This window comes from Roseomonas sp. AR75 (genome assembly GCF_005222815.1).
Lineage (GTDB): Bacteria > Pseudomonadota > Alphaproteobacteria > Acetobacterales > Acetobacteraceae > Falsiroseomonas.
In genome coordinates this window covers 58068-84463 of record NZ_STGB01000002.1, presented here as the reverse complement: position 1 = coordinate 84463, position 26396 = coordinate 58068, and the positions used below count along the sequence as shown (strand labels likewise).

At 70.9% G+C, this 26396-nt stretch carries 21 protein-coding genes and 1 tRNA gene; 17 read left to right on the top strand and 5 right to left on the bottom strand.

The window, feature by feature from the left end; all coding sequences use genetic code 11:
- The first annotated feature begins 101 nt into the window (after positions 1-101).
- From E4T13_RS08305 to E4T13_RS30975, 6 genes are read left to right on the top strand one after another with little or no spacing between them, the layout of a single operon-like run.
- Entirely contained in the window at positions 102-2492 is a 2391-nt protein-coding gene (locus E4T13_RS08305) for a tetratricopeptide repeat protein (RefSeq protein ID WP_137177824.1), read from the top strand.
- The gene (rfbF, locus tag E4T13_RS08300; RefSeq protein ID WP_137177823.1) at positions 2489-3259 is read left to right on the top strand and encodes a glucose-1-phosphate cytidylyltransferase; all 771 of its coding nucleotides are present in this window, start codon (positions 2489-2491) and stop codon (positions 3257-3259) included. Before E4T13_RS08305 ends, rfbF begins: the two co-directional genes overlap by 4 nt.
- A complete protein-coding gene (gene rfbG / locus E4T13_RS08295; protein ID WP_240791043.1) occupies positions 3256-4293 on the top strand; it encodes a CDP-glucose 4,6-dehydratase in 1038 nt (345 codons plus the stop codon). Before rfbF ends, rfbG begins: the two co-directional genes overlap by 4 nt.
- The gene (locus tag E4T13_RS08290; RefSeq protein ID WP_137177822.1) at positions 4290-5525 is read left to right on the top strand and encodes a class I SAM-dependent methyltransferase; all 1236 of its coding nucleotides are present in this window, start codon (positions 4290-4292) and stop codon (positions 5523-5525) included. Before rfbG ends, E4T13_RS08290 begins: the two co-directional genes overlap by 4 nt.
- Positions 5522-6052 (top strand): dTDP-4-dehydrorhamnose 3,5-epimerase family protein, encoded by a 531-nt coding sequence (locus E4T13_RS08285; protein ID WP_137177821.1) that lies wholly within the window; start codon positions 5522-5524, stop codon positions 6050-6052. The genes E4T13_RS08290 and E4T13_RS08285 overlap by 4 nt, the downstream gene beginning before the upstream one ends.
- Entirely contained in the window at positions 6045-6980 is a 936-nt protein-coding gene (locus E4T13_RS30975) for an NAD(P)-dependent oxidoreductase (protein ID WP_137178497.1), read from the top strand. Before E4T13_RS08285 ends, E4T13_RS30975 begins: the two co-directional genes overlap by 8 nt.
- On the opposite strand, the gene E4T13_RS08275 is transcribed toward E4T13_RS30975, so the two are convergent.
- Positions 6937-7011: transfer RNA gene (locus E4T13_RS08275), tRNA-Val, on the bottom strand. The genes E4T13_RS30975 and E4T13_RS08275 overlap by 44 nt on opposite strands.
- A 91-nt stretch (positions 7012-7102) precedes the next feature.
- Here E4T13_RS08275 and E4T13_RS08270 point away from each other — a divergent pair.
- The gene (locus E4T13_RS08270) at positions 7103-7900 is read left to right on the top strand and encodes a DUF3108 domain-containing protein (RefSeq protein ID WP_170984881.1); all 798 of its coding nucleotides are present in this window, start codon (positions 7103-7105) and stop codon (positions 7898-7900) included.
- Here E4T13_RS08270 and gph read toward each other — a convergent pair.
- A complete protein-coding gene (gene gph, locus E4T13_RS08265) occupies positions 7856-8515 on the bottom strand; it encodes a phosphoglycolate phosphatase (RefSeq protein WP_137177819.1) in 660 nt (219 codons plus the stop codon). The genes E4T13_RS08270 and gph overlap by 45 nt on opposite strands.
- 83 nt (positions 8516-8598) lie before the next feature.
- Here gph and glmU point away from each other — a divergent pair, with 83 nt between their 5' ends.
- Entirely contained in the window at positions 8599-9906 is a 1308-nt protein-coding gene (gene glmU, locus E4T13_RS08260; RefSeq protein WP_137177818.1) for a bifunctional UDP-N-acetylglucosamine diphosphorylase/glucosamine-1-phosphate N-acetyltransferase GlmU, read from the top strand.
- Between the two features lie 3 nt (positions 9907-9909).
- Here the strand turns inward: glmU and E4T13_RS08255 are convergent, their stop codons facing one another.
- Positions 9910-10857, bottom strand: a complete 948-nt coding sequence (locus tag E4T13_RS08255) for a tripartite tricarboxylate transporter substrate binding protein (protein WP_170984880.1) — start codon at positions 10855-10857, stop codon at positions 9910-9912.
- A gap of 11 nt (positions 10858-10868) precedes the next feature.
- Positions 10869-11657 carry a cyclase family protein gene (locus tag E4T13_RS08250; protein ID WP_137177816.1) on the bottom strand — a complete coding sequence of 263 codons (789 nt, stop codon included), beginning with the start codon at positions 11655-11657 and terminating at the stop codon, positions 10869-10871.
- A gap of 120 nt (positions 11658-11777) precedes the next feature.
- Here E4T13_RS08250 and gabD point away from each other — a divergent pair, with 120 nt between their 5' ends.
- The 9 genes from gabD (at position 11778) to E4T13_RS08205 (ending at position 25859) form a co-directional block, all read left to right on the top strand.
- Positions 11778-13256: an NADP-dependent succinate-semialdehyde dehydrogenase gene (gene gabD, locus E4T13_RS08245; RefSeq protein WP_137177815.1), complete on the top strand. Its 1479-nt coding sequence runs from the start codon at positions 11778-11780 to the stop codon at positions 13254-13256.
- Between the two features lie 133 nt (positions 13257-13389).
- A complete protein-coding gene (locus E4T13_RS08240; RefSeq protein ID WP_170984879.1) occupies positions 13390-14883 on the top strand; it encodes a M81 family metallopeptidase in 1494 nt (497 codons plus the stop codon).
- 35 nt (positions 14884-14918) lie between these two features.
- A complete protein-coding gene (locus E4T13_RS08235; protein WP_240791041.1) occupies positions 14919-16493 on the top strand; it encodes an ABC transporter substrate-binding protein in 1575 nt (524 codons plus the stop codon).
- Between the two features lie 120 nt (positions 16494-16613).
- Complete coding sequence (gene gorA / locus E4T13_RS08230; protein ID WP_137177813.1) at positions 16614-17990, top strand: glutathione-disulfide reductase; 1377 nt, start codon at positions 16614-16616, stop codon at positions 17988-17990.
- Positions 17991-18090: 100 nt separating this feature from the next.
- Positions 18091-18672, top strand: coding sequence for a CHRD domain-containing protein (locus E4T13_RS08225; RefSeq protein WP_137177812.1), 582 nt, complete (start codon positions 18091-18093; stop codon positions 18670-18672).
- Positions 18673-18783: 111 nt separating this feature from the next.
- Complete coding sequence (locus E4T13_RS08220; RefSeq protein WP_137177811.1) at positions 18784-19287, top strand: (2Fe-2S)-binding protein; 504 nt, start codon at positions 18784-18786, stop codon at positions 19285-19287.
- A 29-nt stretch (positions 19288-19316) separates the two neighbouring features.
- Positions 19317-21695 carry a xanthine dehydrogenase family protein molybdopterin-binding subunit gene (locus E4T13_RS08215; protein WP_137177810.1) on the top strand — a complete coding sequence of 793 codons (2379 nt, stop codon included), beginning with the start codon at positions 19317-19319 and terminating at the stop codon, positions 21693-21695.
- Between the two features lie 14 nt (positions 21696-21709).
- The gene (locus tag E4T13_RS08210; RefSeq protein ID WP_137177809.1) at positions 21710-22507 is read left to right on the top strand and encodes a xanthine dehydrogenase family protein subunit M; all 798 of its coding nucleotides are present in this window, start codon (positions 21710-21712) and stop codon (positions 22505-22507) included.
- Positions 22508-22673: 166 nt separating this feature from the next.
- The gene (locus tag E4T13_RS08205; RefSeq protein ID WP_137177808.1) at positions 22674-25859 is read left to right on the top strand and encodes a PAS domain S-box protein; all 3186 of its coding nucleotides are present in this window, start codon (positions 22674-22676) and stop codon (positions 25857-25859) included.
- 34 nt (positions 25860-25893) lie between these two features.
- Here the strand turns inward: E4T13_RS08205 and E4T13_RS08200 are convergent, their stop codons facing one another.
- Positions 25894-26304, bottom strand: coding sequence for a cytochrome c (locus tag E4T13_RS08200; protein ID WP_137177807.1), 411 nt, complete (start codon positions 26302-26304; stop codon positions 25894-25896).
- Between the last annotated feature and the right edge of the window lie 92 nt (positions 26305-26396).

The following is a 26396-nucleotide window of genomic DNA, read 5'->3' as shown; positions in this document are numbered from 1 at the left end:
AAGGTTCCGCTGCGCCTCGCGCTTGTCCCTGCGCGGGGCGTTGTGTTACCGCCGATGGACGGTCGGACGACGAAAACACCGGCCAAGACTGACGGAACGCCATGCCGCCACCAGTCCTCCGCGCCGCCCGCGCGCCCGCCCGCGTTGCGCCATCTGCCGCCGACCTCGCGCGGATCGAGGCGCAGTTGCGCGAACGGGTGTTGGCGCAGCCGCAATCGGGCATGCACTGGCAGCAGCTCGGCACGCTGCTGGCGCAGACCGGCCGGCATGCGGAAGCCGCCGACGCCTTCGGCCAGGCCGTCCGCAATGGCGCCTCGGCGCTCGCGATCGCGCTTCCCTGGTCGCTCGCGCTCAGCAATGCCGGCCGGCACGCCGAGGCGGTGGCGGCACTTCTGCCGGCGCAGTCGAAGAAGCCCAAGGACTTCGTGCTGGCCAACACGCTGGGCGTGCTCATGAAGCGCGCGGGCCGGCTGGATGAGGCAGTGCCGCTGCTGGAACTCGCGCGCAAGCTTGATCCGCGCAGCGTCTCCCCCTGCCAGAACCTGGGCAACACGCAGGAACTGCGCGGCGACTTCGGCGCGGCCGCCGCGGCCTTCGCCGCCGGGCTGAAGCTCGATCCGCGCAATGGCGAGCTGTGGCGACTGCATGGCCGCGTGCTGCGCGCGCTGGGCGACGTGGATGGCGCGCTGGCAAGCTTCGAGAAGGCCTTCGGCCTCGACCCGCGCAACCGCGAGATCGGCACGACGCTGATCGGCCTGCTGCTCGACCGCGGCGAGAACGATCGCGCGCTGGCGATCGTACAGAAGCTGCGCGTCGCGCTGCCGGATGACCCGATGCCGGAGGTGATGGAAGGCCGCATCCTTTTGCGCCAGGGCCGCATCGCGGAGGCGCGCGCGCGGCTGGAGGCGGTGATCGCGCGCAACCCCGGCGACCGCCCCGCCAACATGCTGCTCGCGCGGCTGCATGGCGATGGCGACCGGCGCAGCGCGAACGAGGCGCTGGAGCGCGCCTATGCCGCCGAGCCCGACAGCCCCGAGGTGATGGACGCGCTGGTCGAGAGCCTCTCGCGCAGCCGCTACGACAGCGAGGTGGCGCATCTCGAACGCGCCTATGTCATCGCGTGCCGCCTGATGGAGCGACACCCGGACCGCGTGCCCCGCTATGCGCGCTCGCTGCGCACGGTGTTCCAGCGGGTGCTGGACCTGCCGCGGCTCGAAGCCACGGGCACGCTGGCGCAGCTCGCGCCGCTCTGGCTGGCGGAGAACCGGCTGTCCGCGCTGCATTACGAGCTCGGCCAAGTGGAGACTCTGGAGGACCGGCTGCAGATCGTCGAATGGCACAGGCAATGGGGTCGGCGAGAGGAGAGCACGATCAGGCCTGTGGCCTTGCCGGCCCGTCCCGCGATCCATGCCGAGCGCAAGCTGCGCGTCGGCTTCATGTCCTCCGACCTGCGCAACCATCCCGTGACCTATTTCGCGCTGCCGCTGCTGGAGAGCTACGACCGCGATCGCGTGCAGGTGTTCTGCTATTCCTTCTACGAGGGCGAGCGCGACAACGTGCAGCAGCATATCGAGCAGAAGGTGGACGCCTTCCGCTGGTGGCCGCGCCAGCCCAGCGCGAAGGTCGCCGAGGACATCGCGCGCGACGAGCTCGACATCCTGTTCGAGCTCGGCGGCTCCACCGCGATGAACAAGCTCGACGTGATGGCCTATCGCCCCGCGCGGATCGGCGCGAGCTGGCTCGGCTATCCGCATTCGGCCGGGCTGGAGCGCATCGACTACATCCTGACCGATCCCTATCTGCGCCCCGCCGATCCGCGCCTGCTGATCGAGAAGGCGTTCGAGATGCCGGAGAGCTGGGTGACGCTCGGCCGCCTCGGCTTTAATGATCGCGTGCCGATCGAGGACGGGCTGCCGGAGGAACGCCAGGGCGCGCTGACCTTCGGCACGATGAACAACCCCTACAAATACACCACGAAATGCCTCGACGCCTGGGCCGCCGTGCTGCGCGCGGTGCCGGGCAGCCGCTTCCTCTTCGTGCGCCCCGAGGCGAGCGGCGAGAGCTTCGTGAAGAATGCCGGCGAGGTGTTTGCCGCGCGCGGCGTGGACCCGGCGCGGCTGGATTTCGTCGGCGTCCGCGGCAAGCACCTGCCCTACTACAACCGCATCGACATCGCGCTCGATAGTTTTCCTCACGTTGGCGGCACGACGACCTGCGAGACGCTGTGGATGGGCGTGCCGACGATCACCCTGGTCGGCGCCGGCTTCCCCGAGCGGCTGTCCTATTCGAACCTGTCCAATGCCGGTCTCGGCGAGCTGTGCGCGCATAGCGAGCAGGAGTTCGTGCAGATCGCCGCCGCGCTGGCCGAGGACCGTGCGAAGCGGAAGATGTGGCGCAGCGGGTTGCGCGAGATGATCCGCGCCCGCCCGCTCGGCGACGTGCAGCGCTTCGTGGATGCCTTCTACGCCAAGGCGAAGGAGGTCTGCGCATGAAGGCGGTGATCCTCGCGGGCGGACGCGGCACGCGGCTTGCCGAGGAAACCTCGCTCCGACCCAAGCCGATGGTCGAGATCGGCGGGCGGCCGATCCTCTGGCACATCATGAAGATCTACGCCGCGCATGGCGTGACGGACTTCGTGATTTGCCTCGGCTACAAGGGCTGGCAGATCAAGGAGTTCTTCCTCAACTACCGCTCCCACGCCGCCGACCTCACCGTGGACCTCGCCACCGGCGCGGTGGAGGTGCTGCGCCCGAACGCCGAGCCCTGGCGCGTGACGCTGGTGGACACCGGCGAGGACACGATGACCGGCGGCCGCCTGCGCCGCATCGCGCCGCATGTTGCCGGCGACCAGACCTTCTGCATGACCTATGGCGACGGCGTCGGCGACGTGGACATCACCGCGCTCATCGCCTTCCACCGCGCGCATGGGAAACAGGCCACCGTCACCGCGGTGGTCCCGCCCGGCCGCTTCGGCGCGCTGCAGCGCGAGGGCGATCGCGTCGCCGCCTTCACCGAGAAGCCCGCGGGCGACGGCGGCACCATCAATGGCGGCTTCTTCGTGCTTTCGCCCCGCGTGCTCGATCGCATCGCGGGTGATGCCACCGTCTGGGAGAACGAGCCGCTCACCGGCCTCGCACATGACGGCGAGCTTTGCGCCTACGACCACCGCGGCTTCTGGCAGCCGATGGACACGCTGAGGGACCGCGAGCAGCTGGAGCGTCTGTGGTCGGAAGGCCGTGCGCCGTGGCGGGTGTGGTGACGCAGCCCGAGGCCGCCTTCTGGCGCGGCCGCCGCGTGCTGGTCACGGGGCATACCGGGTTCAAGGGAAGCTGGCTCGTTCGCATCCTCGCGGACCTCGGCGCCAAGGTGACCGGCATCGCGCTCGATCCCGAACCAGGGCCGACCGCCTTCGCGGCGATGCGCGTGGCCGATGCGCTGGAGCGCGATCTTCGGCTCGACATCCGGGAGGTGCCGGCGCTGCGCGACGCGGTGCATGCGGCAGAGCCGCAGATCGTCCTGCATCTCGCCGCGCAGGCGCTGGTCGGCCGCAGCCATGCCGATCCCGCCGGCACCTTCGCTAGCAACGTGACCGGCACCGTCAACCTGTTGCAGGCGCTGCGCGACCTGCCCGGCGTGCAGGCGGCGGTGATCGTCACCTCGGACAAGGTGTACCGCAACGACGGCAGCGGTCGCCGCTTCACCGAGGACGATCCGCTCGGCGGCGAGGATCCCTACAGCGCCTCCAAGGCCGCGGCCGAGATCGCCGTCGCCTCCTGGCGCGCCAGCTTCGCCCGTGACCTGCCACCCATGGCCACCGCGCGCGCCGGCAACGTGATCGGCGGCGGCGATTTTTCCGAAGCCCGCATCATCCCGGACCTGGTGCGCGCGCAGATGGCCGGCGAGGCGCTGGTGGTGCGCCGCCCGGATGCCACGCGGCCCTTCCAGCACGTGCTGGACGTGCTGCGCGGCTATCTGCTGCTGGCCGAGGCGCTGGCTGCGGGATCGGCGCCGCCTACGCTGAACTTCGGCCCGCAGGATGGCGAGATCCGCGTGCGCGACCTGCTGACGCTCTGGGGCGATGTACGCTGGGTGCAGGCGCCCGGCGCGGTCATGCACGAGGCACCGCGCCTCGCGCTGGAGTCCTCGCGCGCAACGCAGGCGCTCGGCTGGCGCCCGCTGCTGGGCACGCCTGAGGCGATCGCCGAGACCGCTGCGTGGTATGCCGCCTGGCGTGGCGGAGAAGACATGGTCGCGGTGACGCGGCGCGCGATCGCGGAGGGCCTGCGCGCATGAGCGCCACCCCCGTCACCGCGTGCCGCGCCTGCGGCGGCGCGCTTGGCGTCACCTTCTGCGATCTCGGCGTGCAGCCCGTGGCGAACTCCTACATCCCGCCCGAACAGGCCGACGCGCCGGAGCCGCGCTACCCGCTGCGCGCCGTGGTCTGCAGCGACTGCCGCCTGGTGCAGCTCGACACCGTCGTGGATGCGGAGGGGATCTTCTCCGACTACGCCTATTTCTCCTCCGCCTCCGCCTCCTGGCTCGACCACGCTGCGCGCTTCGCCCGTGACATGACACAGCGCTTTGCGCTCGGCCCGCAGAGCTTCGTCGTGGAGGTCGCCTCCAACGACGGCTACCTGCTGAGGAACTTCGTCTCCGCCGGCATCCCCTGCCTCGGCATCGAGCCCGCCGCGAACGTTGCCGATGTCGCGCGCGCGCGGGGCGTCCCGACCGAGACGTTTTTCTTCGGCCAGGCCACCGCGCGGGATCTCGTCGCCCGCCGCGGCCATGCCGACCTCGTCGCCGCCAACAACGTCTTCGCCCATGTTCCCGCCATCAACGATTTCACGGCGGGACTGGCCGTGCTCGCCGGCCCCCGCGGCGTCGTCTCCATCGAGCAGCCGCATCTGGTGCGCATGGTCGAAGGCGTGCAGTTCGACACGATCTACCACGAGCACTACGCCTACTGGTCGCTGCTGGCGATGGAACGCATCCTCGGGCGTCACGGCCTGCGCGTCTTCGACGTGCAGCGCCTGCCGACGCATGGCGGCTCCATCCGCGTTTTTTCTTCGTCCGCCGATCGCGGCGTCTCCGACACGCTGCGGGAGATTCGCGCAGAGGAAGCGGCGCTCGACCTCGACGGCGACGCCTACTATGAAGGCTTCGAAGCGCGCGCGCAGCAGACCCTCGCCGGCTTCCGCGCGTGGCTGCGCGAAGCCCGTTCGGCGGGCCGTCGCATCGGCGCCTATGGCGCGGCGGCGAAGGGCAATACCTTCCTCAACGCGGCGGGCGTCACCGCCGCCGACATCCTTGCCGTCGCCGATGCCAGCCCCGCCAAGCAGGGGCGCCTTCTGCCCGGCAGCCGCGTTCCCGTCGTCACGCCGGCCGCGCTGCTGGCCATGCCGCTCGACGACATCCTCATCCTGCCCTGGAACATCGCGCCTGAGATCTTTGGGCAGATCCGCGCCGGCGGATTTCAGGGCCGCGTGCTCACCGCGGTGCCCGCCATGCGCGAGATCGAACCGTGATCATCCGGGCGCTGGACCTGCCCGGCGCCTTCGAGATCCTGCCGGAGCGCGCGCGCGACGATCGCGGCGCGTTCTTCCGCAGCTTCTGCGAGGCGGAATTCGCCGCCGCCGGCCTCGCCTTCCGCCCGGTGCAGATCAGCGTCTCGGAGAACCCGCACCGCCACACGCTGCGCGGGATGCACTGGCAGGCGCCGCCCTCGGAGGAGCGGAAGTTGATCCGCTGCATCCGTGGCGCGGTGCTGGACGTGGCGCTGGACCTGCGCGCGGGCAGCGCCACGCGGCTGCGCCATGTCGCCGTCACGCTCTCGGCCGAGGCGGGCAACGCCATCCTCGTTCCCGCCGGCTGCGCGCATGGCTTCCTCACGCTCACCGACGACGCCGCGCTGGAATACATGATGGACGTGCCCTTCGCGCCGGGGCTTGGCCGTGGGGCGCGCTGGGACGATCCGCGGTTCGACATCGCCTGGCCCGCAGCGCCCGCGGTGATTTCTGAGCGCGACGCGACCTGGCCGGATTTCGATGGCTGAGCGCGTCCTTGTCACCGGCGCGACGGGCTTTGTCGGCCGCGCGGTCATCGCACCGCTGCTGCAGCGCGGCTTCCAGGTGCACGCAGCGTCTCTCTCACTCCCCCGCCCTGCGGGGGAGGGTCGGGGTGGGGGCCGCGGCCACCTCACGCATCACGCGGTCGATCTCCTCGACCCCGCCGCCACCCGCGCCCTGCTGCGCGACCTTCGCCCGACGCATCTGCTGCACTGCGCCTGGTATGTCGCCCACGGCAAATTCTGGACGGCGCCGGAAAACGCCGACTGGCTCGAAGCCTCGGACGCGCTCGCCGCCGCCTTCGCGGAATCCGGCGGCCGCCGCTTCGTCGGCCTCGGCACCTGCGCCGAATACGCCGGTGCCGCCGGCGCGGACGACCAGCCCTGGCCCGAGACCCGCGCCATCGCGCCGGCCACGCCCTATGGTCGCGCCAAGGCTCAGCTTGCCGCCCGCCTCGCGCAGCGCCCCGGCACCGCCTGGGCGCGGCTGTTCCACCTTTTCGGCCCCGGCGAGCATCCGGACCGGCTGGTCCCCTCGATCATCCTCGCGCTGCAACAGGGCAGGGAGGCGCGCTGCGCCTCCGGCCGCCCCATTCGCGATGTCTCCTCCACCGGCTTCGTCGGTCGCGCCCTCGCCGCGCTGCTGGCCAGCGACGTGACCGGACCCGTCAACATCGCCTCGGGCGAGGGCCGCGCCATCGCGGATGTCGCGCGCCTGCTGGCCGAGGCCGTCGGCCGGCCGGACCTGTTGCGCCTCGGCGCCCTGCCGGACCGCCCCAATGAGGTGCCGTGCATGATCGCGGACGTCACGCGCCTGCGCGCGGAGGTCGGCTTCACCGAACCTCCTGACGTCGAAAAGGATCTGAGGGGCATGGTGGGCGCGGCAGGGATTGAACCTGCGACCCTTCGCGTGTGAAGCGAATGCTCTCCCGCTGAGCTACGCGCCCATGCCGTCGGGAGGCGCTGGATAGGGGCGCCCGGCCCGGAGTGTCAAGCCGGCCTTGTGCCGCGCCGCGCACGCCCGATATGGCGGCGATCATGCGCCGCACCGCCGCCCTCGCCCTGATCGCGCTGCTGCTGCCCGGCGCTGCCGCCGCGCAGACCGTGCGCGCCCGCTACGAGGTTCACGCCCTCGGCGCAACGCTGCTGGAACTCGAAGCCCGCTTCGACCTCAGCGAGACCGCCTACCGCATCGAGACCGCGTTCCGCACCCGTGGCCTCGCCGCGCTGCTGGTCCCGGCCGAGCATGTCTCCCGCGCCCAGGGCGCCTTCACGGCGCAGGCGCCGGCGCCTTCCGCCTTCGTCTCGGAAGGCACCTGGCGCGGCCGTCTCAGGCGGATCGTCCTGGACTGGACGAACCGGGAGCCGCGGGTGGTGGACCTGGTGCCCGACGGCGCCTCGGACGACCGCGAGCCGGTGCCGGAGGCGCTGAAGCGCGGCACGATGGATGTGCTCTCGGCCTTCGCGGCGCTCACGCGCCAGGTCGGGCGCACCGGGCGCTGCGACCTGACCGCCCCGGTCTTCGATGGCCGCCGCCGCAGCGAGATCGAAACTCGCAGCGAGGGGCGGGAGCGCATCCTGCCGTGGCGGAATGCCTGGCATGGCGACGCGCTGCGCTGCGGCTATGAGGGCCGCCTGGTTGCCGGATTCCGCCGCGACGAGGACCGTGCGCGCCAGGAGGAGCCGCAGCGCGGCACCGCCTGGGTGGCCTCCCCCTATGCCGGCGCGCCGCAGATCCCGGTGCGCGTGGACATCCCGACGCGCTGGTTCGGCACCGTCACCGCGGTGCTGCTAGGCGCGGAACCCGTCGAGCGCCGCGCGGAGCTCACCCGGTAGCGCCTCGGGCCGCGCCACCACCGGCGCGCCCTCCGCCATGGCCAGGGGACCGTAGCCCCAGCCGACGAAGACCACGGGAATGCCGGCGCCCCGCGCCGCTGCCACGTCGTTGCGGTGGTCGCCGATCATCACCGCGCCTCGCTGCGCGCCGCCAGCCGCGGCGATGGTGGCGTGCAGGTGCCCGGGATCGGGCTTGCGGACCGGGAAGCTGTCGCCGGCGCCGAGCGCGGCCACGCGGTCCAGCAGGCCGAGCGCGTCCAGCAGTTCGCGCGCCGCCGCTGCGGGCTTGTTGGTGCAGATGGCGATGCGCCAGCCATCGGCGGTGAGCGCCTGAAGCGCCTCCGCCACGCCGGGGAACAGGCGGGTCTCGACGGCGGCATTGGCTTCGTAGTCGGCCATGAAGGCGTCCAGCGCCGCCTCCTCGAAGGGCTGGCCGCGGGCCGCCAGCGCGCGGGTGACGAGCGCACGGACGCCGTCGCCGATCATCGCCGTGACCTCGGCGCGGGTGAAGCCGGGCAGGCCGCGCGCGGCCATCAGGCGATCGAGGGCGGCGTGGATGTCCGGGGCGCTGTCCACCAGCGTCCCGTCCAGGTCGAAGACGGCGAGGCGTGTCATCACTTGCGCGATAGGCCGGGCGGGGCGGTCGGGCAAGCGGGGGGCGCTTGCGGCGCGGGCGGCGGACGGTTACGCGGGCTGTCATGCAAGCTGCCGCCATCCTGCTGGCCGCGGGCCAGGGCACGCGGATGAAGTCCGCCCTGCCGAAGACGCTTCACCCGATCGCCGGCCGGCCGATGGTCCGCCACCTGCTGGCCGCGGTGGAACAGGCCTTTGACCGCGCGGTGGTCGTGGTCGGGCCGGACATGCCCGGCCTGGAGAAGGCCGCCGCGCCGCATCCGACCGTGGTGCAGCGGGAGAGGCTCGGCACCGGCCATGCCGCGCTGCAGGCCATGCCCTTGCTCGAGGGATTCGCGGGCGATGTCGCGGTGCTCTATGCCGACAACGCGCTGATCTCTGCCGCCACGATGCGCCGCCTGCGCGAGGCGCGGGCCGAGGCGGGGCTGGCCCTGCTGGCCATGCGCCCGGCCGACCCAGCGAAATATGGCCGCGTCCTGACCGATGGAAGCGGTGCCGTGACGCGCATCGTCGAGTATGCCGATGCGACGGCGGAGCAGCGCGCGATCGGCCTCTGCAACGCCGGCGTGGTCTGCGCCGATGCGGCCGACCTGCTGCGCTGGCTGCGCCAGGTGCGGAACGACAACCGCCAGGGCGAATACTACCTGACCGACGTGGTCGCGATCGCCGCCGCCGAGGGGGTGCGCGTGGTGGCGGTGGAGGCGCCCGAGGCCGAGCTGCGCGGCATCAATTCCCGCGCCGAGCTCGCCGAGGCCGAGGCCGAGGTGCAGCGCGGGCTGCGCCGCGTCGCGATGGACAATGGCGCGACGCTGATCCAGCCGGAGAGCGTTTCCTTCAGCTACGACACGGTGCTCGGCCGCGACGTGACGGTGGGCCCCAACGTGGTCTTCGGCCCCGGTGTCACGGTGGAGGACGAGGTCGAGATCCGCCCCTTCAGCCATCTGGAAGGCTGCGTCGTGCGGCACGGCGCGGTGATCGGCCCCTTCGCGCGGCTGCGCCCCGGCACGGTGGTCGGGCCTGCCGCGCATGTCGGCAACTTCGTGGAACTGAAGGCCGCCGTGCTGGGCGAAGGCGCGAAGGCCAACCACCTGACCTATCTGGGCGATGCCGAGATCGGCGCGCGTGCCAACATCGGCGCCGGCACCATCACCTGCAACTATGACGGCGTGAACAAGCACCGCACGGTGATCGGGGAGGGCGCCTTCATCGGCAGCGACACCGCCCTGGTCGCGCCGGTGAAGGTGGGCGCGCGCGCCATCACAGGCGCCGGCAGCGTGATCACGGAAGAGGTGCCGGACGACGCCATGGCAATCGGCCGCGGCCGCCAGGTGAACAAGCACGGCCGCGGCGTGAAGCCCAAGCCGCGGAAGTAGTCCTCATTCCGGCTGCACGCCCAGTTCGCGCAGCACCTTGCCGGTCGCCTCGTATTCCGCGGCGAGGCGGCGCGCGAGTTCGGCGCGCGGGCGATAGTCCGGCACCACGCCCCAGTTATCCGCAATGCGCGCGAAGCCCGGCGTCGCCATCGCCTCGCGGCAGGCGGTCTCGAGTCGGTCCAGCACCGCATCCGGCGTGCCGCGCGTGGCGAACAGCGCGGCATAGCTTGGCTGCAGCGCCTCGATCCCCTGCTCCCGCGCGGTCTTCACATCGGGGAAGGCTGGGTGGCGGCGCTCGGAGAAGGTGGCGATCAGCCGCGTCTGGCCGGAGCGCGCCATCGGCACGCCGGAGGCGACGACGATCGCCGCGAAATCGAGGCGTCCCGCCAGCACCTCCGTCAGGCTCGCCGCATCGCCGCGATAGGGCACATGCGTGTATTGCCCGCCGGCGGCGACCTGCATGCGGTGCACGCCAAGGAAGGGCGCCGAATTGGGGCCGGGCGAGCCGTAGGAAAGGTTGCGCCGCTTCGCTTCCGCCACCAGCCCCGACAGGTCCTGTATCGGACTGTCGGCGCGCACCATGATGCCCAGGATGTTCTCCGTGACGTTGCAGACCGGCGCCACCGCATCGGGGCCGAGGCCGGTGTCGCGCAGCAGGTGCGGCATCACCACCAGCGGCACCAGCGGCGAATAGGCCAGCGTGTGCCCATCCGGCGCGGCGCCGGCCAGCGCGCGCATGCCGACGGTGCCGGAGGCGCCGGCGCGGCTGGTCACCACCACGTTCTGGCCAAGCATCGGCGTGAAGGCCTCGGCCAGCGCCCGCGCCACGGCATCGGTGCTGCTGCCGGTGGCGTAGGGGTTGATGATGGTGATCGGACGGTCGGGCCAGGCGAAGGCCGGCAGCGCGGCGAGCGTCAGCGCCGCGGCCAGGGCGAGCGTGCGACGGAACATGGGGTATCCTCTCATTCCTCGATGATCGCGACGGCGCGGGTCCAGCCGGCGGAGCCGCGATGCACCTTCACGGGGAAGCAGGCCACGGTGAATCCGCTGGCCGGCAACGTCTCGAGGTTGCTGAGCTTCTCCAGGTGGCAGTAGCCGATCTCCCGCCCTGCGCGATGGCCTTCCCAGATCAGCGCAGGATCGCCGCCCTGCTCCAGCCGGCGCTTCGTGTGGCTGAAGGGCGCGTCCCAGGACCAGCCATCGGTGCCGACCACGCGGATGCCGCGTTCCAGCAGCCAGAGCGTTGCCGCCTTGCCCATGCCGCAGCCGGCATCGACGTAGTCGTCCTGGCCATAGCGGCTGCCGGCGCGCGTGTTCACCACGACGATCTCGAGCGGCTGGAGTTCGTGGCCGATCCGCGCAAGCTCGGCCTCCACATCCCCGGGCTGGACGATGTACCCGTCCTCGAAGTGCCGGAAATCGAGCTTCACCCCGGGCCGGAAGCACCAGTCGAGCGGCACCTCGTCGATGCGCATCGAAGGTTCGCCGCCAGGCTTCAGCCGCTCATTCATGCGCGAGAAGTAGTGATAGGGCGCGTCGAGATGCGTGCCGTTATGCGTGCTGATCGCGCAGCGCTCCACGGCCGCATACTCGCCTTCCGGCAGGGCGGAGACAGGCACTCCCATATAGGCGGCGATGCCCGGCGCCGTGGCGTGATGATCGAGGTATTCGATGCGCGGCAGCGCATGCGGCGGATCGGAGGCGATGTCGGCCTGCAAGGCGACGCTGATGTCCACGATGCGGCGCGGCATCGTTCCCTCCCATGTGGCGGGCGCACGCTATGGAGAGCGCACCATCCGGTCAATCGCGGGCGGCTGACAGGCCCTGGCGGGGCGCCTATCTTCCCCCGACCGAAGGGAAGGAAGGCCGCCATGCTGGACAATGTCGGAAAACTGCCGCTGAAGGATGCCGAGCTGTTCCGCCAGGCCAACCTGATCGGCGGGAAGTGGGTGCAGGCCGAGAGCGGCAAGACGACCGCCGTGAGGAACCCCGCGACGGGTGAGGTGATCGGCCATGTGCCCGCCATGTCCGCCGCCGAGACACGCCGCGCCATCGAGGCCGCGCAGGCCGCCTTCGCCGGCTGGCGCGCGATGTTGGCGAAGGAGCGTGCGGCGATCCTGCGCAAGCTGAACGACCTGATGCTGGCGAACACCGACGACCTCGCCGCGATCATGACCGCGGAGCAGGGTAAGCCGCTGGCCGAGAGCAAGGGCGAGATCGCCTATGCCGCCAGCTTCATCGAGTGGTTCGCGGAAGAGGGCAAGCGCATCTATGGCGACACCATCCCGCAGAACGCCAAGGGCCGCCGCATCCTGGTGCTGAAGGAGCCGATCGGCGTCTTTGCCGCCATCACGCCGTGGAATTTCCCGGCCGCCATGATCACGCGCAAGGCCGGGCCTGGCTGGGCCGCGGGCTGCACCGGCGTGATCCGCCCGGCCTCGCAGACGCCGTTCTCCGCGCTGGCGATCGGCGTCCTGGCGGAGCGCGCGGGCATGCCGCCGGGCGTGTGCAACATCATCACCGGGCCGTCCGGTGAGACCGGCGGCGAGCTGACCTCCAACCCGCTCGTCCGCAAGTTCTCCTTCACGGGTTCGACCGAGGTCGGGCGCAAGCTGCTGGAGCAGTGCGCCAAGACCATCAAGAAGACGTCGATGGAGCTCGGCGGCAATGCGCCCTTCATCGTCTTCGACGACGCGGATCTCGACGCCGCCGTGCAGGGCGCGATGGCGAGCAAGTATCGCAACACCGGCCAGACCTGCGTCTGCGCCAACCGCATCCTGGTGCAGGACGGCGTCTACGACGCCTTTGCCCAGAAGCTGAAGGAGGCGGTGGAGGCGCTGAAGGTCGGCAACGGCATGGAGCCCGGCGTCACGCAGGGTCCGCTGATCAACGCCGACGCGGTCGCAAAGGTGGAGGAGCACATCGCCGACGCGACGTCGAAGGGCGCGAAGGTCATCACCGGCGGCAAGCGCCACGCCAGAGGCGGCAACTTTTTCGAGCCGACGCTGCTGGTGAACGTGCCGCCGGATGCGCTGGTGTTCCGCGAGGAGACGTTCGGGCCCGTCGCGCCGCTGTTCCGCTTCAAGACGGAGGAGGAGGCGGTGAAGCTGGCGAATGATTCCGAATTCGGCCTGGCCGCCTATTTCTACGCCCGCGACGTGGGGCGGATCTTCCGCGTGGCCGAGGCGCTGGAGAGCGGCATCATCGGCATCAACGAGGGCATCATCTCGACCGAGGTCGCGCCCTTCGGCGGCGTGAAGGAAAGCGGCCTCGGGCGCGAGGGGTCGAAGTACGGGATCGAGGATTATCTCGAGATCAAGTACCTGGCGCTGGGTGGGATCGGCGCCTGATCTTATTCTCCCTCCCCCGCGGTGCGGGGGAGGGTCGGGGTGGGGGCCGCGCCCCCCTTGCAGGCAGGGACCTCTATGACCGACGCTCACCATCTCCGCGATGCGACGGCTCGCGGCATCGGGCTGCCCTGACATGCGCGCCGCCGTCGCCAGCTTCGAATTCGAGGGCAATTCCCTCTCGCTCCGCGTCACCACCCGCGCCGATTTCGCGCGCATGGGCCTGCACGAGGGCGCCGCCGTGCTGCAGGCCGCGGAGGGCAAGGACCTCGCACTGACCGGTGGCATCAAAGCGCTGCGCGAGGCGGGCGTGAAGGTCGTGCCGATCTTCGCCGCGAAGGGCGGCGCCGGCGGGCATATCGAGGATTCCTTCCTCGGGGAGGCGCTGCACCGCATCGTGGAGGGCATCGCAGCCGCGCTGCCGCTCGATGGCGTCTATCTTGCGCTGCATGGCGCGATGATCTGCGCTGAGGAGAAGGACCCCGAGGGCGCGGTGCTCGCCGCGCTGCGCGCGCGCATCGGGCCGGCGATCCCCATTGCGGTCAGCCTCGACCTGCACGCGCATGTCACGCCGCGCATGGTCGCCGCGGCCAACATCGTGGTGGGCTACGAGACCTATCCGCATGTCGACGCCTACCGTACCGGCGCCTGCGCCGCGGGGCTGCTGGTGCGCGCCATGCGTGGCGAGATCCGGCCCGTCACGCGCATCCGCAAATACAACGCGATCGTGCCGGTGCTGGGCGGCGCGACGCTCGGCGATGCGCCGATGGCCAAGGTGGCGGCGGAGGCGCGCGCGATGGAGCGCGCCGGGCGCGCGCTGTCGGTCAGCTACTTCCCGGTGCAGCCCTGGCTGGACATGGAAGACGTCGGCATCACCGGCCTGGCCGTGACCGATGGCGATCCCGCCGGCGCCGAGGCCGTCGCGCAGGACATCCTGGACGCGATGTATGCCCGTCGCCGCGACTTCGAATTGCTGGCGATGACGCCGGAGGAGGCGGTGAAAGCGGCTTTGCGCATGGAAGGCCGCGTGCTGATCATCGACACGCCGGATTCCATTGGCGGCGGCGCATCCGGCGACGCGCCCGCGCTGCTCGCCGCGATTCTTTCGCACGCGCCGGATGTGCCCGCGGCGCTGGCCATCGTGGACCCTGCGGCGGTGCGGCACGCCGAAAAGCTCGGCGTCGGAGCGGAAGCAGAATTCGAGATCGGCGCCTGGCAGGACACGCGCTGGTTCAAGCCCGTGCGCGTGACCGCGCGCGTCGAGCGGCTCTGCGACGGCAACTTCGTCTACCGCGGCGGCCCGGTCGCCGGCGCCACCGGCCGCCTCGGCCCGAGCGCCGTGCTGCGCGTCGGCGGCTTGCGAATCCTCGTCGCGAGCCACGCCGTTTACGAACACCTCGACGAGCACTACGCCGCCTGCGGGATCGACATCGGCGCCTGCAAGATCGCCTCATTCAAGCAGTTGATGAATTTCCGCAAGCTGCTCGGCCCGGGCGTGGACTTCATCGCGCTGCACGGGCAGGGTGGCACGCCGCTGCGCCTGCAGGACGTGGCGTGGCAGCACCGGCGCCGGCCGTACTGGCCAGCCGACGACAGGGACGTGCCGGAAAGGCTGCCGGACAGCGTCTGATCCACAACAAGCCGCCGGATGGGAAGGACACAAGCATGATCCGCCGCAGGACCCTCATGGCCGCCACGGCCGCATCGCCGTTCCTGGCCGCGCCCGCCATCGCGCAGCGCGCGCGAATCCTGCGCTACGTGCCGAGTTCCAATCTCACGGTGCTCGATCCCGTCTTCACCCCCGCGGCCGTCTCCATCACGCATGGCTACTGCGTCTTCGACACGCTCTACGGCATGGATGCCAACCTGCAGCCCGTGCCGCAGATGGCCGCCGGCCACAGCGTCTCCGCCGACGGCCTGACCTGGGAGATCACGCTGCGCGATGGCTTGAAGTTCCACGATGGCGAGCCGGTGCGGGCGCGCGACTGCGCCGCCAGCCTGGAACGCTGGTCGAAGCGCGACAGCTTCGGCCAGGCGCTTGGCGCCGCGACGGAAAGCTTCGGCTTCAGGGACGACAAGACCATCGTCATCAAGCTGAAGCGCCCCTTCGGCCGCCTGCTGCACGCCATCGGCAAGCCGCATTCCTCGCCCGCGATGATCATGCCGGAGCGCCTGGCGAAGACGAGCCCGACCACGCAGGTGACGGAGATGATCGGCTCCGGCCCCTTCCGCTTCAAGCGCGACGAATACGTCTCCGGCGCGCGCATGGTGTACGAGAAGTTTGCCGACTACGTGCCGCGCTCCGAGGCGCCGGCCTGGACCTCCGGCGGCAAGGTGGTGAATTTCGACCGGCTGGAATGGCAGGTGATCCCCGACCCCGCCACCGCCGCCGCGGCCATCCAGGCGGGCGAGGTGGACTGGGTCGCCTCCGTGCTGCCGGAACTGGCCCAGGCCGTGGCACGGAACCGCAACGTGCAGCTGTTCCGCGTGGACCCCTTCGGCGTCATGGCTGTGCTGCGCTTCAACCATCTGCAGCCGCCCTTCGACAAGGTCGCGGTGCGCCAGGCGCTGCTGAAGGCGCTGGACCAGACGCCCTTCGTGCAGGCCATCACGGCGCGGCCGGAAGATGGCGAGACCTGCCTTTCGATGTTCCCCTGCGGCATGCCCGGCGTGACCGAAGTGGGCAAGGGCGTGATGGGCACGCTGGATGCCGCCGCGGCGCGGCGCGCGCTGGCGGATGCGGGCTATGCCGGCGAAAAGGTGGTGATCCTGAACCCCACCGACATCGCCTCCATCAACGCGCACAGCCTGCTGGTGGCGGACCTGCTGCGGCGCATCGGGATGAATGTGGACCTGCAGGACCTGGACTGGGGCACGGTGGTGCAGCGGCGCGTCTCCAAGAACCCGGTGGATCGCGGCGGCTGGAGCCTGGCCTGCACCAACTGGCCGGCGATCTCCATCGACAATCCCGCCACCAACGCCACCACGCGCGGCCTCGGCGACACCGGCTGGTGGGGCTGGTTCAAGGATGCCGAGACGGAGGAGCTCGTGACGCGCTGGCTCGCGGCCACCGACCCCACGGAGGCGGATGCACTGTTCCTCGCGGCGCAGCGTCGCGCGATGGAGGCGGTGCCGACAATCCCACTCGGCCGCACCTTCTCTGACGGCGCGATCCGCCGCGACCTGACGGGCGCGCTGCACGGTTCGGTGCACACCTTCTGGAACGTGAAGCGCGGCTAGCGTCTGATCCGCGAAGGCGGAAGCGCCGGAGCGGTGAATCAGCCGCCCACGCCGCCGCCCGGTTGGCACGGCGCGCGGGCGGCGCCACATTCCCGGCCGCAGGATCGGGAGCCGCCCTTCATGGCCTATGATTTCGACCTTTTCGTCATCGGCGGCGGATCCGGCGGCGTGCGCTGCGGCCGCGTCGCGGCCAGCCACGGTGCGCGCGTCGGCATTGCGGAGGAGCGCTTCTGGGGCGGCACCTGCGTCAATGTCGGCTGCGTGCCGAAGAAGATCATGGTCAACGCCGCCGAATACGGCATGTGGGCGGAGGATGCCGCCGCTTTCGGCTGGCATGTCACGAAGCACGGGCATGACTGGGCGAAGCTGGCCGCCGCGCGCGACGCCGAGGTCACGCGGCTGTCCGCCATCTACGACAAGCTGCTGAAGGGCGCCGGCGCCACCACCTTCGACGCCCGCGCGACGCTGCTCGATCCGCACACCATCCAGGTCGGCGAGCAGCGCGTGACGGCGGAGCGCATCGTCATCGCCACCGGCGGCCAGCCGCAGCGCCTGCCCATCCCCGGCGCGGAGCTGGGCCTGATCTCGGACGACCTGTTCACGCTGAAGCAAATGCCGAAGCGTGTCGCCGTGCTCGGCTCGGGCTACATCGCGGTGGAGTTCGCCTGCCTGCTGCGGGGCCTGGGCGCGGAGGTGGACCTGGTCTACCGCGCCTCCCTACCGCTGCGCGGCTTCGACGAGGACATCCGCGCCGCGCTGGCCGAGGCACTGACCGCGCAGGGCATCAGGCTGAACCAGGATGTCGCGCCGACGCGCATCACCCGCGCCGGCGACGAGTATCTGCTCGGCCTGTCCACCAATTTCGTGCGGGAGGTGGACGCGGTGTTCTTCTGCACCGGGCGCCTGCCCTACACCCAGGGCCTTGGGCTGGAAGCCGCCGGCGTCGCGACCGACGCGAATGGCGCCATCGTCGTGGATGACGACCACGCCACCAGCGCGAAGCACATCTACGCCATCGGCGACGTGATCCACCGCGTGAACCTTACGCCGATGGCCACCGCCGTCGGGCATGCGCTGGCCGATACGCTGTTCGGCGGCAAGCCGCGCAAGGCGAGCTATGCGAACGTGCCCTCCGCCGTCTTCACCTCGCCGCCCATCGCCACGGTCGGGCTGACGGAGGCCGAGGCGGCGGCCGGCGGGCCGGTGGACATCTACCTGACGCGCTTCACCCCGATGCGCCATACGATCAGCAAGCGCGAAGGCCGCAAGACCGTAATGAAGCTTGTGGTGGATCAGGCGACGCAGCAGGTGCTTGGCGCGCATATGCTGGGCGAGGACGCGGCCGAGATCATGCAGGGCATCGGCATCGCGGTGGTCATGGGCGCGACGAAGCAGGATTTCGACCGCACCATCGGCATCCATCCGACCGCCGCGGAGGAGTTCGTCACGCTGCGAACCCGCGCGCGGGAAGCGGGGGTGAAGGCCGCGGCGGAGTAGCACCGCGCTTCACCAGCGCGTGAGGCAACCATGCAACCTTGGCAATCCGAAGCGTTCTGCGACAGAATCTTGCCTGCGCAGGATGCCGAGGGAGAGACGCATGCGCCACCTTCTTCCAGCCGCGGTGCTGGCCGCCGCCCTGGCCTTGCCGGGCGCGGCGCGGGCGGGATTGCTGGTCTTCAGCACGCCTCTCGCACCGGAGGTGGCGGGGTCCAGCGGCGTGGGCAGCGCCCGCGTCTCGCTCGACCCGGTCGCCAATACGCTGCGCATCGAGGTCGCGTTCGCAGGCCTCACCGGCGCCACCACGGTCGCGCATATCCATTGCTGCACCGCGACGCCCGGCAGCGGCACCGTCGGCGTCGCGGTGACGCCGGGCACCCTGCCGGGCTTCCCCGCGGGCGTCACCGCGGGCAGCTATGACCACACCGTCGCCACGGACCTGGCGGTGACCTACACGGCGGGGTTCCTGGGGGTCGGCACGCCGCTGGATGCGGAGGCTGCGCTGCTCGCGGGCATGCGTGCCGGCACGGCCTATGTGAACGTGCATTCCTCCTTCGCCCCGGGCGGCGAGATCCGCGGCTTCCTCGCCGCGGTGCCGGAGCCCGCAAGCCTCGCCCTGCTCGGCCTCGGCCTCGCCGGGCTGGGGCTGACAGGGCGGCGGCGCGAGGCACGCGCCGCCTGAGCGGCGCCCCCCCACCCTCGGCTTGACGGCCGCGCGAGGCAGGGCGAGGCTTCCCACGCGAAACGGCGCCCCCACATCCGGGGCGCCAATGGGATTCGGGGGAGAGGCGCGATGCCGCAGGTCACGCTGACGGTGAACGGCACGAAGCACACGGTCGAGGTCGAGGCGCGCACGCTGCTCGTCGAATTGCTGCGGGAGCAGCTGCGCCTCACCGGCACGCATGTCGGCTGCGACACCAGCCAGTGCGGCGCCTGCGTAGTCCATATGGGCGGCGACAGCATCAAGGCCTGCACCATCCTGGCCGTGCAGTGCGAGGGCGCCGACGTCACCACGATCGAGGGGCTGGCCAAGGCCGACGGCACGCTGCACCCGATGCAGGAGGCCTTCCGCGAGTACCACGCGCTGCAATGCGGCTTCTGCACGCCGGGCATGGTGATGTCGGCCATCGACCTGGTGAACAAGCACCCGAACGGCCTGACCGAGCAGGAGATCCGCGAGGGGCTCGAGGGCAATATCTGCCGCTGCACGGGCTACCACAACATCGTCAAGGCGATCGCCGCCGCGGCCGATGTGATGCAGGGCCGCCGCAGCGAACTGGCGCGCGCCGCCGAATAGCAGCGCCGGCAGGGGGAGGGACAAGAACAATGAACGTCGTGGCGCCCTTCGAGGGCATCGGCGCTTCCGTGCGCCGCAAGGAAGACCTGCGCTTCCTCTCGGGCCGCGGGCACTACACGGACGACATCAACCGCCCGGGCCAGGCGCATGCCTACATCCTGCGCAGCCCGCACGCCCATGCCGCGATCAACGCGATCGAGACCGCGGCGGCGCAGGCCATGCCCGGCGTCGTCGCGATCTTCACCGGCGCCGACCTCGCCGCCATCGGCGGGCTGCCCTGCGGCTGGCAGATCCACAACAAGGACGGCTCGCCGATGGCCGAGCCGAAGCATCCCGTCCTCGCCGAGGGCAAGGTGCGCCATGTCGGCGATCCTGTCGCCGTGGTGATCGCGGAGACGCGCCAGCAGGCGCGTGACGCGGCCGAGGCGATCGCGGTGGACTACACGCCGCTGCCAGCCGTCGCGACGATGCAGGCGGCGCTCGCCCCCGGCGCCGCGCAGATGCACGAGGCCGCGCCGGGCAATCTCTGCTACGACTGGCATATCGGCGACAAGGCCGTGCTCGATGCCGCCTTCGCCAAGGCGCACAAGGTCGTCACCTTCGAGACCACGAACAACCGCCTGGTGCCGAACGCGATGGAGCCGCGCGCGGCCGTCGGCGACTTCGACCCGCAATCGGGCGACTACACGCTCTACACCACCAGCCAGAACCCGCATGTGATCCGGCTGCTGATGGGGGCCTTCGTGCTCAACATCCCCGAATCGAAGCTGCGCGTGGTGGCGCCCGATGTCGGCGGCGGCTTCGGCAGCAAGATTTACCACTATGCCGAGGAAGCGATCGTCACCTGGGCGGCCGGCCGGGTGAAGCGCCCGGTGAAGTGGACCGCGGACCGCACCGAATCCTTCATGTCCGACGCGCATGGCCGCGACCACGTGTCGAAGGCCGAGCTTGCGGTGGACAAGGACGGGAAGATTCTCGGCCTCAAGGTCCACACCTACGCCAACATGGGTGCCTATCTCTCCACCTTCGCGCCCTGCGTGCCGACCTATCTCTACGCCACGCTGCTCGCCGGCGTGTACACCACGCCGGTGATCTATGCCGAGGTGAAGGCGGTGTTCACCAACACCGTGCCGGTCGACGCCTATCGCGGCGCCGGCCGGCCGGAGGCGACCTACCTGCTCGAGCGCCTGATGGATGTCGCCGCGGCCGAGATCGGCATGGATCGCGTCGAGTTCCGCCGCAAGAACTTCATCCCGGTGGACGCCTTCCCCTACCAGACGCCGGTCGCGCTGCAGTACGACAGCGGCAACTACTTCGCGACGCTCGACGCCGCACTGGAAGCCGCGGACTGGAAGGGCTTCGAAGCGCGGCGCGCCGCGGCGAAGGCCAAGGGGAAGCTGCGCGGCATCGGCATCTCCACCTATCTCGAAGCCTGCGGCATCGCGCCGTCGGCGGTGGTGGGCAGCCTCGGCGCGCGGGCGGGCCTCTATGAGGTCGGCACGATCCGCGTGCATCCGACGGGCAGCGTGACGGTGCTCACCGGCACGCACAGCCACGGCCAGGGGCATGAGACGACGCTCGCGCAGCTCGTCGCCGACCGGCTCGGCGTGCCCATCGCCAATGTGGACATCGTGCATGGCGATACGGCGAAAGTGCCCTTCGGCATGGGCACCTATGGCAGCCGAAGCCTGGCCGTCGGCGGGTCCGCGATGTTCAAGGCGATGGACAAGATCATCGCCAAAGGCAAGCGCATCGCCGCCCACCTCATGGAAGCCAGCGTCGAGGATGTGGAGTTCGACCGCGGCACCTTCCGCGTCGCCGGCACGGACAAGACGAAGACGCTGACCGACATCAGCCTCGCCGCCTATGTCCCGCACAACTACCCGATCGAGGAGATCGAGCCCGGTCTCGAGGAGACAGCCTTCTACGACCCGAAGAACTTCACCTATCCCGGCGGCTGCCACATCGCCGAGGTCGAGATCGACACCGAGACGGGCAAGGTCTCGATGGTGAACTTCACCGCCGTGGACGATGTCGGCCGGGTGATCAACCCGATGATCGTCGAGGGCCAGGTGCAGGGCGGCGTCGCACAGGGCATCGGCCAGGCGCTGCTGGAGAGCGCGGTCTACGACGCGGACGGCCAGCTCATCAGCGGCTCCATGATGGACTATACCATGCCGCGCGCGGACGATCTCGCACCCGTGTCGGTGGCCACGCACACCACGCTCTGCACGCACAATCCGCTCGGCGTGAAGGGTTGCGGCGAGGTCGGCGCCATCGGCTCGCCGCCCGCGGTGATCAACGCGGTGGTGGACGCGCTGAAGGAGTATGGCGTGAAGCACATCGAGATGCCGGCGACGCCGGCGAAGATCTGGAACATCATCAATGGCGGCCGCAAGGCGGCCTAGAGGGGACCGAGCCCATGTATGATTTCGCCTACCACAAGCCGTCCTCCCTGGCCGATGCCGCCAAGATCCTTGCGGCGGATCCCGATGCGCGCGCGATCTCCGGCGGCATGACCCTGCTGCCGGCGCTGAAGCTGCGGCTGAACAAGCCGACCGCTGTGGTGGACCTCTCCGGCATCAGCGAATTGCGCGGCGTGAAGCGGGACGGGAACACCATCGTCATCGGCGCGCTGACGAAGCACTACGAGGTCGCGACCAGCGCGGACATCAAGGCCGCCATTCCCGCGCTTGCCTGGATGGCCAGCACCATCGGCGACACCCAGGTGCGCAACCGCGGCACCATGGGCGGCTCCGTCGCGAACAACGATCCCTCGGCCGACTATCCCGCGGCGCTGCTCGCGCTGGGCGCGACGATCCAGACCAGCAAGCGCAAGATCAGCGCCGACGACTTCTTCCAGGGCATGTTCGCCACCGCGCTGGAAGCCGGTGAGATCGTGACCGCCATCCACATCCCGGTTCCGGAGAAGGCGGGCTACGCGAAGATGAAGAATCCGGCCAGCCGCTATTCGATGGCCGGTGTCTTCGTCGCCAAGGGGCCGGCGGGCGTGCGCGTCGGCGTCAACGGGGCCGGCGCGAACGGCGCCTTCCGCGCCTCCGAGATGGAGAAGGCCCTCGGCGCCAACTGGTCGCCCGATGCGGTCGCCGGTGTGAAGATGGACGCGGGCATGATGAATGGCGACATCCATGGCAGCGCCGAATACCGCGCCCATCTCGTCAGCGTGATGGCGAAGCGCGCCGTCGCCAACGCGGGCTGAACCGCGCAGGCTAGGAGCGGGGCGCCGGCATTGGCCGGCGCCCTTTTCTTGTACTCACGATCGTATCCAATTGCGTCCCACGCGCGGCGCGTGCATGACGTGAGGGACGGGTTGACGGCAGCGGCCGCGGGGCCGCCGCCCGACCCCGCCGCGTCGGAACGGAGCCATGCCGGATACCGGGACCGCGGCCGAGCGCCGAGCCCCTGCCGATCTCACCGCGAAGCCGGTGTCGCCGGCCGGCCGGTCCGCCGAGCTGGGCCCTGCCGGCGGCCGCCTTGCCGTCCTCCTCGCCGCCGTCCTCCTTCTGCTCGGCTCGGCCTTCGTCTCGATCACCTGGCACGACTACGAGGCCACGCTGGAGGATGGCTGGGCGGCGGTGGATCGCGCGGCGCTGGGCGCCGCCGAGCATGCCGGGCGCAGCATCGGTGCGGCCCGGATGGTCACCGACCGCGTCGGTGCGACCATCCGGCGCGAGGGGCCGCGCGCCTTCCGCGGCAGCGGCCAGCCCGAACTCGCGGCCATGCTGCGGGACCTCCCGCAGATCGGCGCGCTGCAGGTGCTCGGGCCGGATGGTGTCGTCGCGTCCAGCAGCCAGGATCCCGAGCCGCCGCCGATCCGCGTCTTCCCGCGTGAGGATCCGGCGCTGCCGGACCGGGCGGACAGCGCACTGGCACCCTTGCGGCTGGATCGCATGACGCCGTCCTGGTCCTTTGCCTTCCTCCGCCCGGTGCGCGACACCGAGGGCTACATGGTCGGCCTGGTGCTCGCCGCGCTCCGGGCCGACGAGTTCCTGCGCTTCCAGCGCGGCCTTGGCCTCGGCGCCGGCGGCCGTGTGGCCCTGTTCCGCATGCCCGATGGCGCGCCGCTGATGGTCTCGCCCCTGCCCCGCACGGCCGATGCGCAGGGCCTGCCGCTCGATGTGGCCTTGATGCCGCCGGCGGAGGTGCTGCGCATCGCCGCCTCCGGGCAGATGCGCGAAGGGCGCTTCGGCTGGACTGGCCCCGGCGGCGCGGAATACCTCGTTGCCTGGCGGCTCTCCGGGCCGCTGATGGCCGCGGCGGGCATGCCGCGCAGTGCCGCCCTCGCGCCGTTCCATGGCCGGCTGCTGCGCAACGCGCTGCTCTTCGGCCTGGCTGCGGCGGTGGTGGTGGCGCTCGCCGGCGCGGTCGCCACCGCACTGGCCCGCGGCGGCCGCATCCGGCTGGCGGCCGAGGCCGGCGAGCGCCAGCTTGCCGCCGTGCTTGAGGCGACGGGGGATGGCGTGATCGCGGTCGATGCAAGCTGGCGCATCAGCTTCGTCAATCGCCGCGCCGCCGCGGCGCTGGCCGCAGGGCGCGAACTCCGCGGCCTGGTCTTCTGGGACGCCTTTCCGGAAGCGGCCGGCACTGCCTTCGCCGGCGCCTATCGCCGCACCATGGAACAGCGCCTGCCTGCCGTGGTGGAGGCCGCCTGGCCCGCGCTCGGCCGCCGCTTCCGCGCCGAGAGCCATGCGCGCGAGGATGGCGGGATCGTCATCTTCTTCCGCGACGTCACGCAGGAACGCGAGGCCGCCTCCCGCATCGCGGAGAGCGAGGCGCGCTTCCGCGCCATGGCCGACAACATTCCCCAGCTCGCCTGGATGGCGCGGCCGGATGGCTGGATCTTCTGGTTCAACCGGCGCTGGTTCGACTACACCGGCACCACCCTCGCCGAGGTGGAAGGGCAGGGTTGGCGCCGCGTGCACCATCCCGAGCATGTCGAGCACGTCACCGCGCGGCTGGCGCGCGCCTGGGAAGGCGGGCATCCGTGGGAGGACACCTTTCCCCTGCGCGGCAAGGATGGCGGCTATCGCTGGTTCCTCTCCCGCGCGATGCCGGTGCTCGACGGGGAAGGTCGGATCGCGCTGTGGTTCGGCACCCATACCGATGTCACCGAGCAGCGCGCAGCGCAGGCGGCGCTGCGCGAGAGCGAGGCGCATCTGCGCCGCGTGCTGGACAACCTCTTCGTCTTCGTCGCGGTGCTGTCGCCCTCCGGCACGCTGCTGGAAGTCAACCGCGCGCCGCTGGAGGCGGCGGGCCTCACGCTTGCGGATGTGCGCGGCAAGCCCTTCTGGGACTGCCCCTGGTGGTCCTACGATGCCGCCGTGCAGGCGCGGCTGCGCGAGCTGTGCCGCCGGGCCGCGGCCGGCGAGGCCGTGCGCTACGATGTCGAGGCGCGGATGGCGGGCGACCTGCGCTGGACGCTCGATTTCCAGATCGCCCCGCTGCGCGACGCGGAGGGGCGCGTCACGCACCTGATCCCGTCCGGCAGCGACGTCACCAAGCGCCGCGAGGCGGAGGCCGCGCTGGCCGAAAGCGAGGCGCGCTTCCGCCTGGCGCAGGAGGCGGCCGAGATCGGCATCTTCGAACGCATGCTGCCGAGCCCCTATGCGCATTGGTCGGCGACGATGTTCCGCCTCTACGGGATCGATCCCGGGGATCGCAGCCCGTGGATGCACGAAACCGAGCACCTCGCGCTGCTGCATCCCGACGACCGGGCGATCCACCATGCGCGGCGCGATGCCATGCGCTCCGACCCGGCCCAGGCGCATTTCTCCTTCGAGTTCCGCATCCGGCGCGCCGACACCGGCGAGGTCCGCTGGCTCTCCACCCGCGGCGAGGTGGTGCGCGACGAGACGGGACGGCCAGCGGTGATCCGCGGCGTGAACTACGACGTGACGGAACGCCGCCGCGCCGAGGAGCGCCTGCTGCTGCTGGCGCGCGAGGTGGACCACCGCGCGAAGAACGCGCTGGCCGTGGTGCAGGCGATCGTCGGCCTGACCCGGCACAGCGATCCCGAGCAGTTCCGCGCCGCCGTCACCGGCCGGATCGCCTCCATGGCGCGCGCGCACACGCTGCTGGCGCGCGAGGGCTGGGGCAGCGCCGAGCTGCGCGAGCTGGTGGAGGCCGAGGTCGCGCCGCATCGCAGCGCAACGCAGGAAGGCGTGGAACGCGTCGCGATCGCCGGCCCCGCCGCCGCGCTCGCCCCCGGCGCGGCGCAGCCGCTGGCGATGGCGCTGCATGAACTCGCGACCAATGCGGCGAAATACGGCGCGCTCGCCACCCCCGTAGGCCAGGTGATGATTGCCTGGGAGGCTGCTGACGATGGCGGCCTGCTGCTGCGCTGGACCGAGGCAGGCGGGCCGAGGCTGGACGGCCCGCCGGAGCGACGCGGCTTCGGCAGCTCCGTCATCCGCAACACGGTGGAGCGCCAGCTCGGCGGCCGCGTCCGGTTCGACTGGCCGCCCGAGGGACTAGCCTGCACGCTGACCCTGCCGGCGTCCCAGATCCGCTGGCCGCGAAGTGCGGGTCGCGATGTCGGACTCGCCGGTTGATGCGGAGGCGTGTGCCTGCGTCGCGCGATCGCGCCTATTGCTGCAGGGTCTCGATGTAGCGCACGATTTCCACGACCCTGCCGCGAACATACGTCTCGCCGCCGAACGGACCGAAGCGTTCGGCCTCAAGCGCGAACAACCCACCCCAGACAGGCATCTCCCGCGTGCCGTGCGCCGGCACCAGGGAGCGGCCATCGACCATCAGGAATACCCGGTAGAAGGGGAACTCGTTGCTGTTGCGCCTTTGCAGGGTGGTCAGGTCGCTCGGTGCCGTCGTCAGCACCTGGCGCAGCGGCCCGTCGCCCTTGCCGGAAGCGCCATGGCACTGGCCGCAATACAGCACGTACGCCTCCCGCCCCGGCGGCGGCGTCTGTGCCGGTGCTGCGCTCGCGAACATCGCTGCGATGGCCAGGGCGGCCGGTATCGCCTTCGCTGTGCACGTCATCGTGGCTCGTCCTCCTCGCCGGCGCCTGGAGACGCACCGGGCAAGAAAGTATCAGGACGATCTAATATTATGACAAACTAACATTGTGGGGG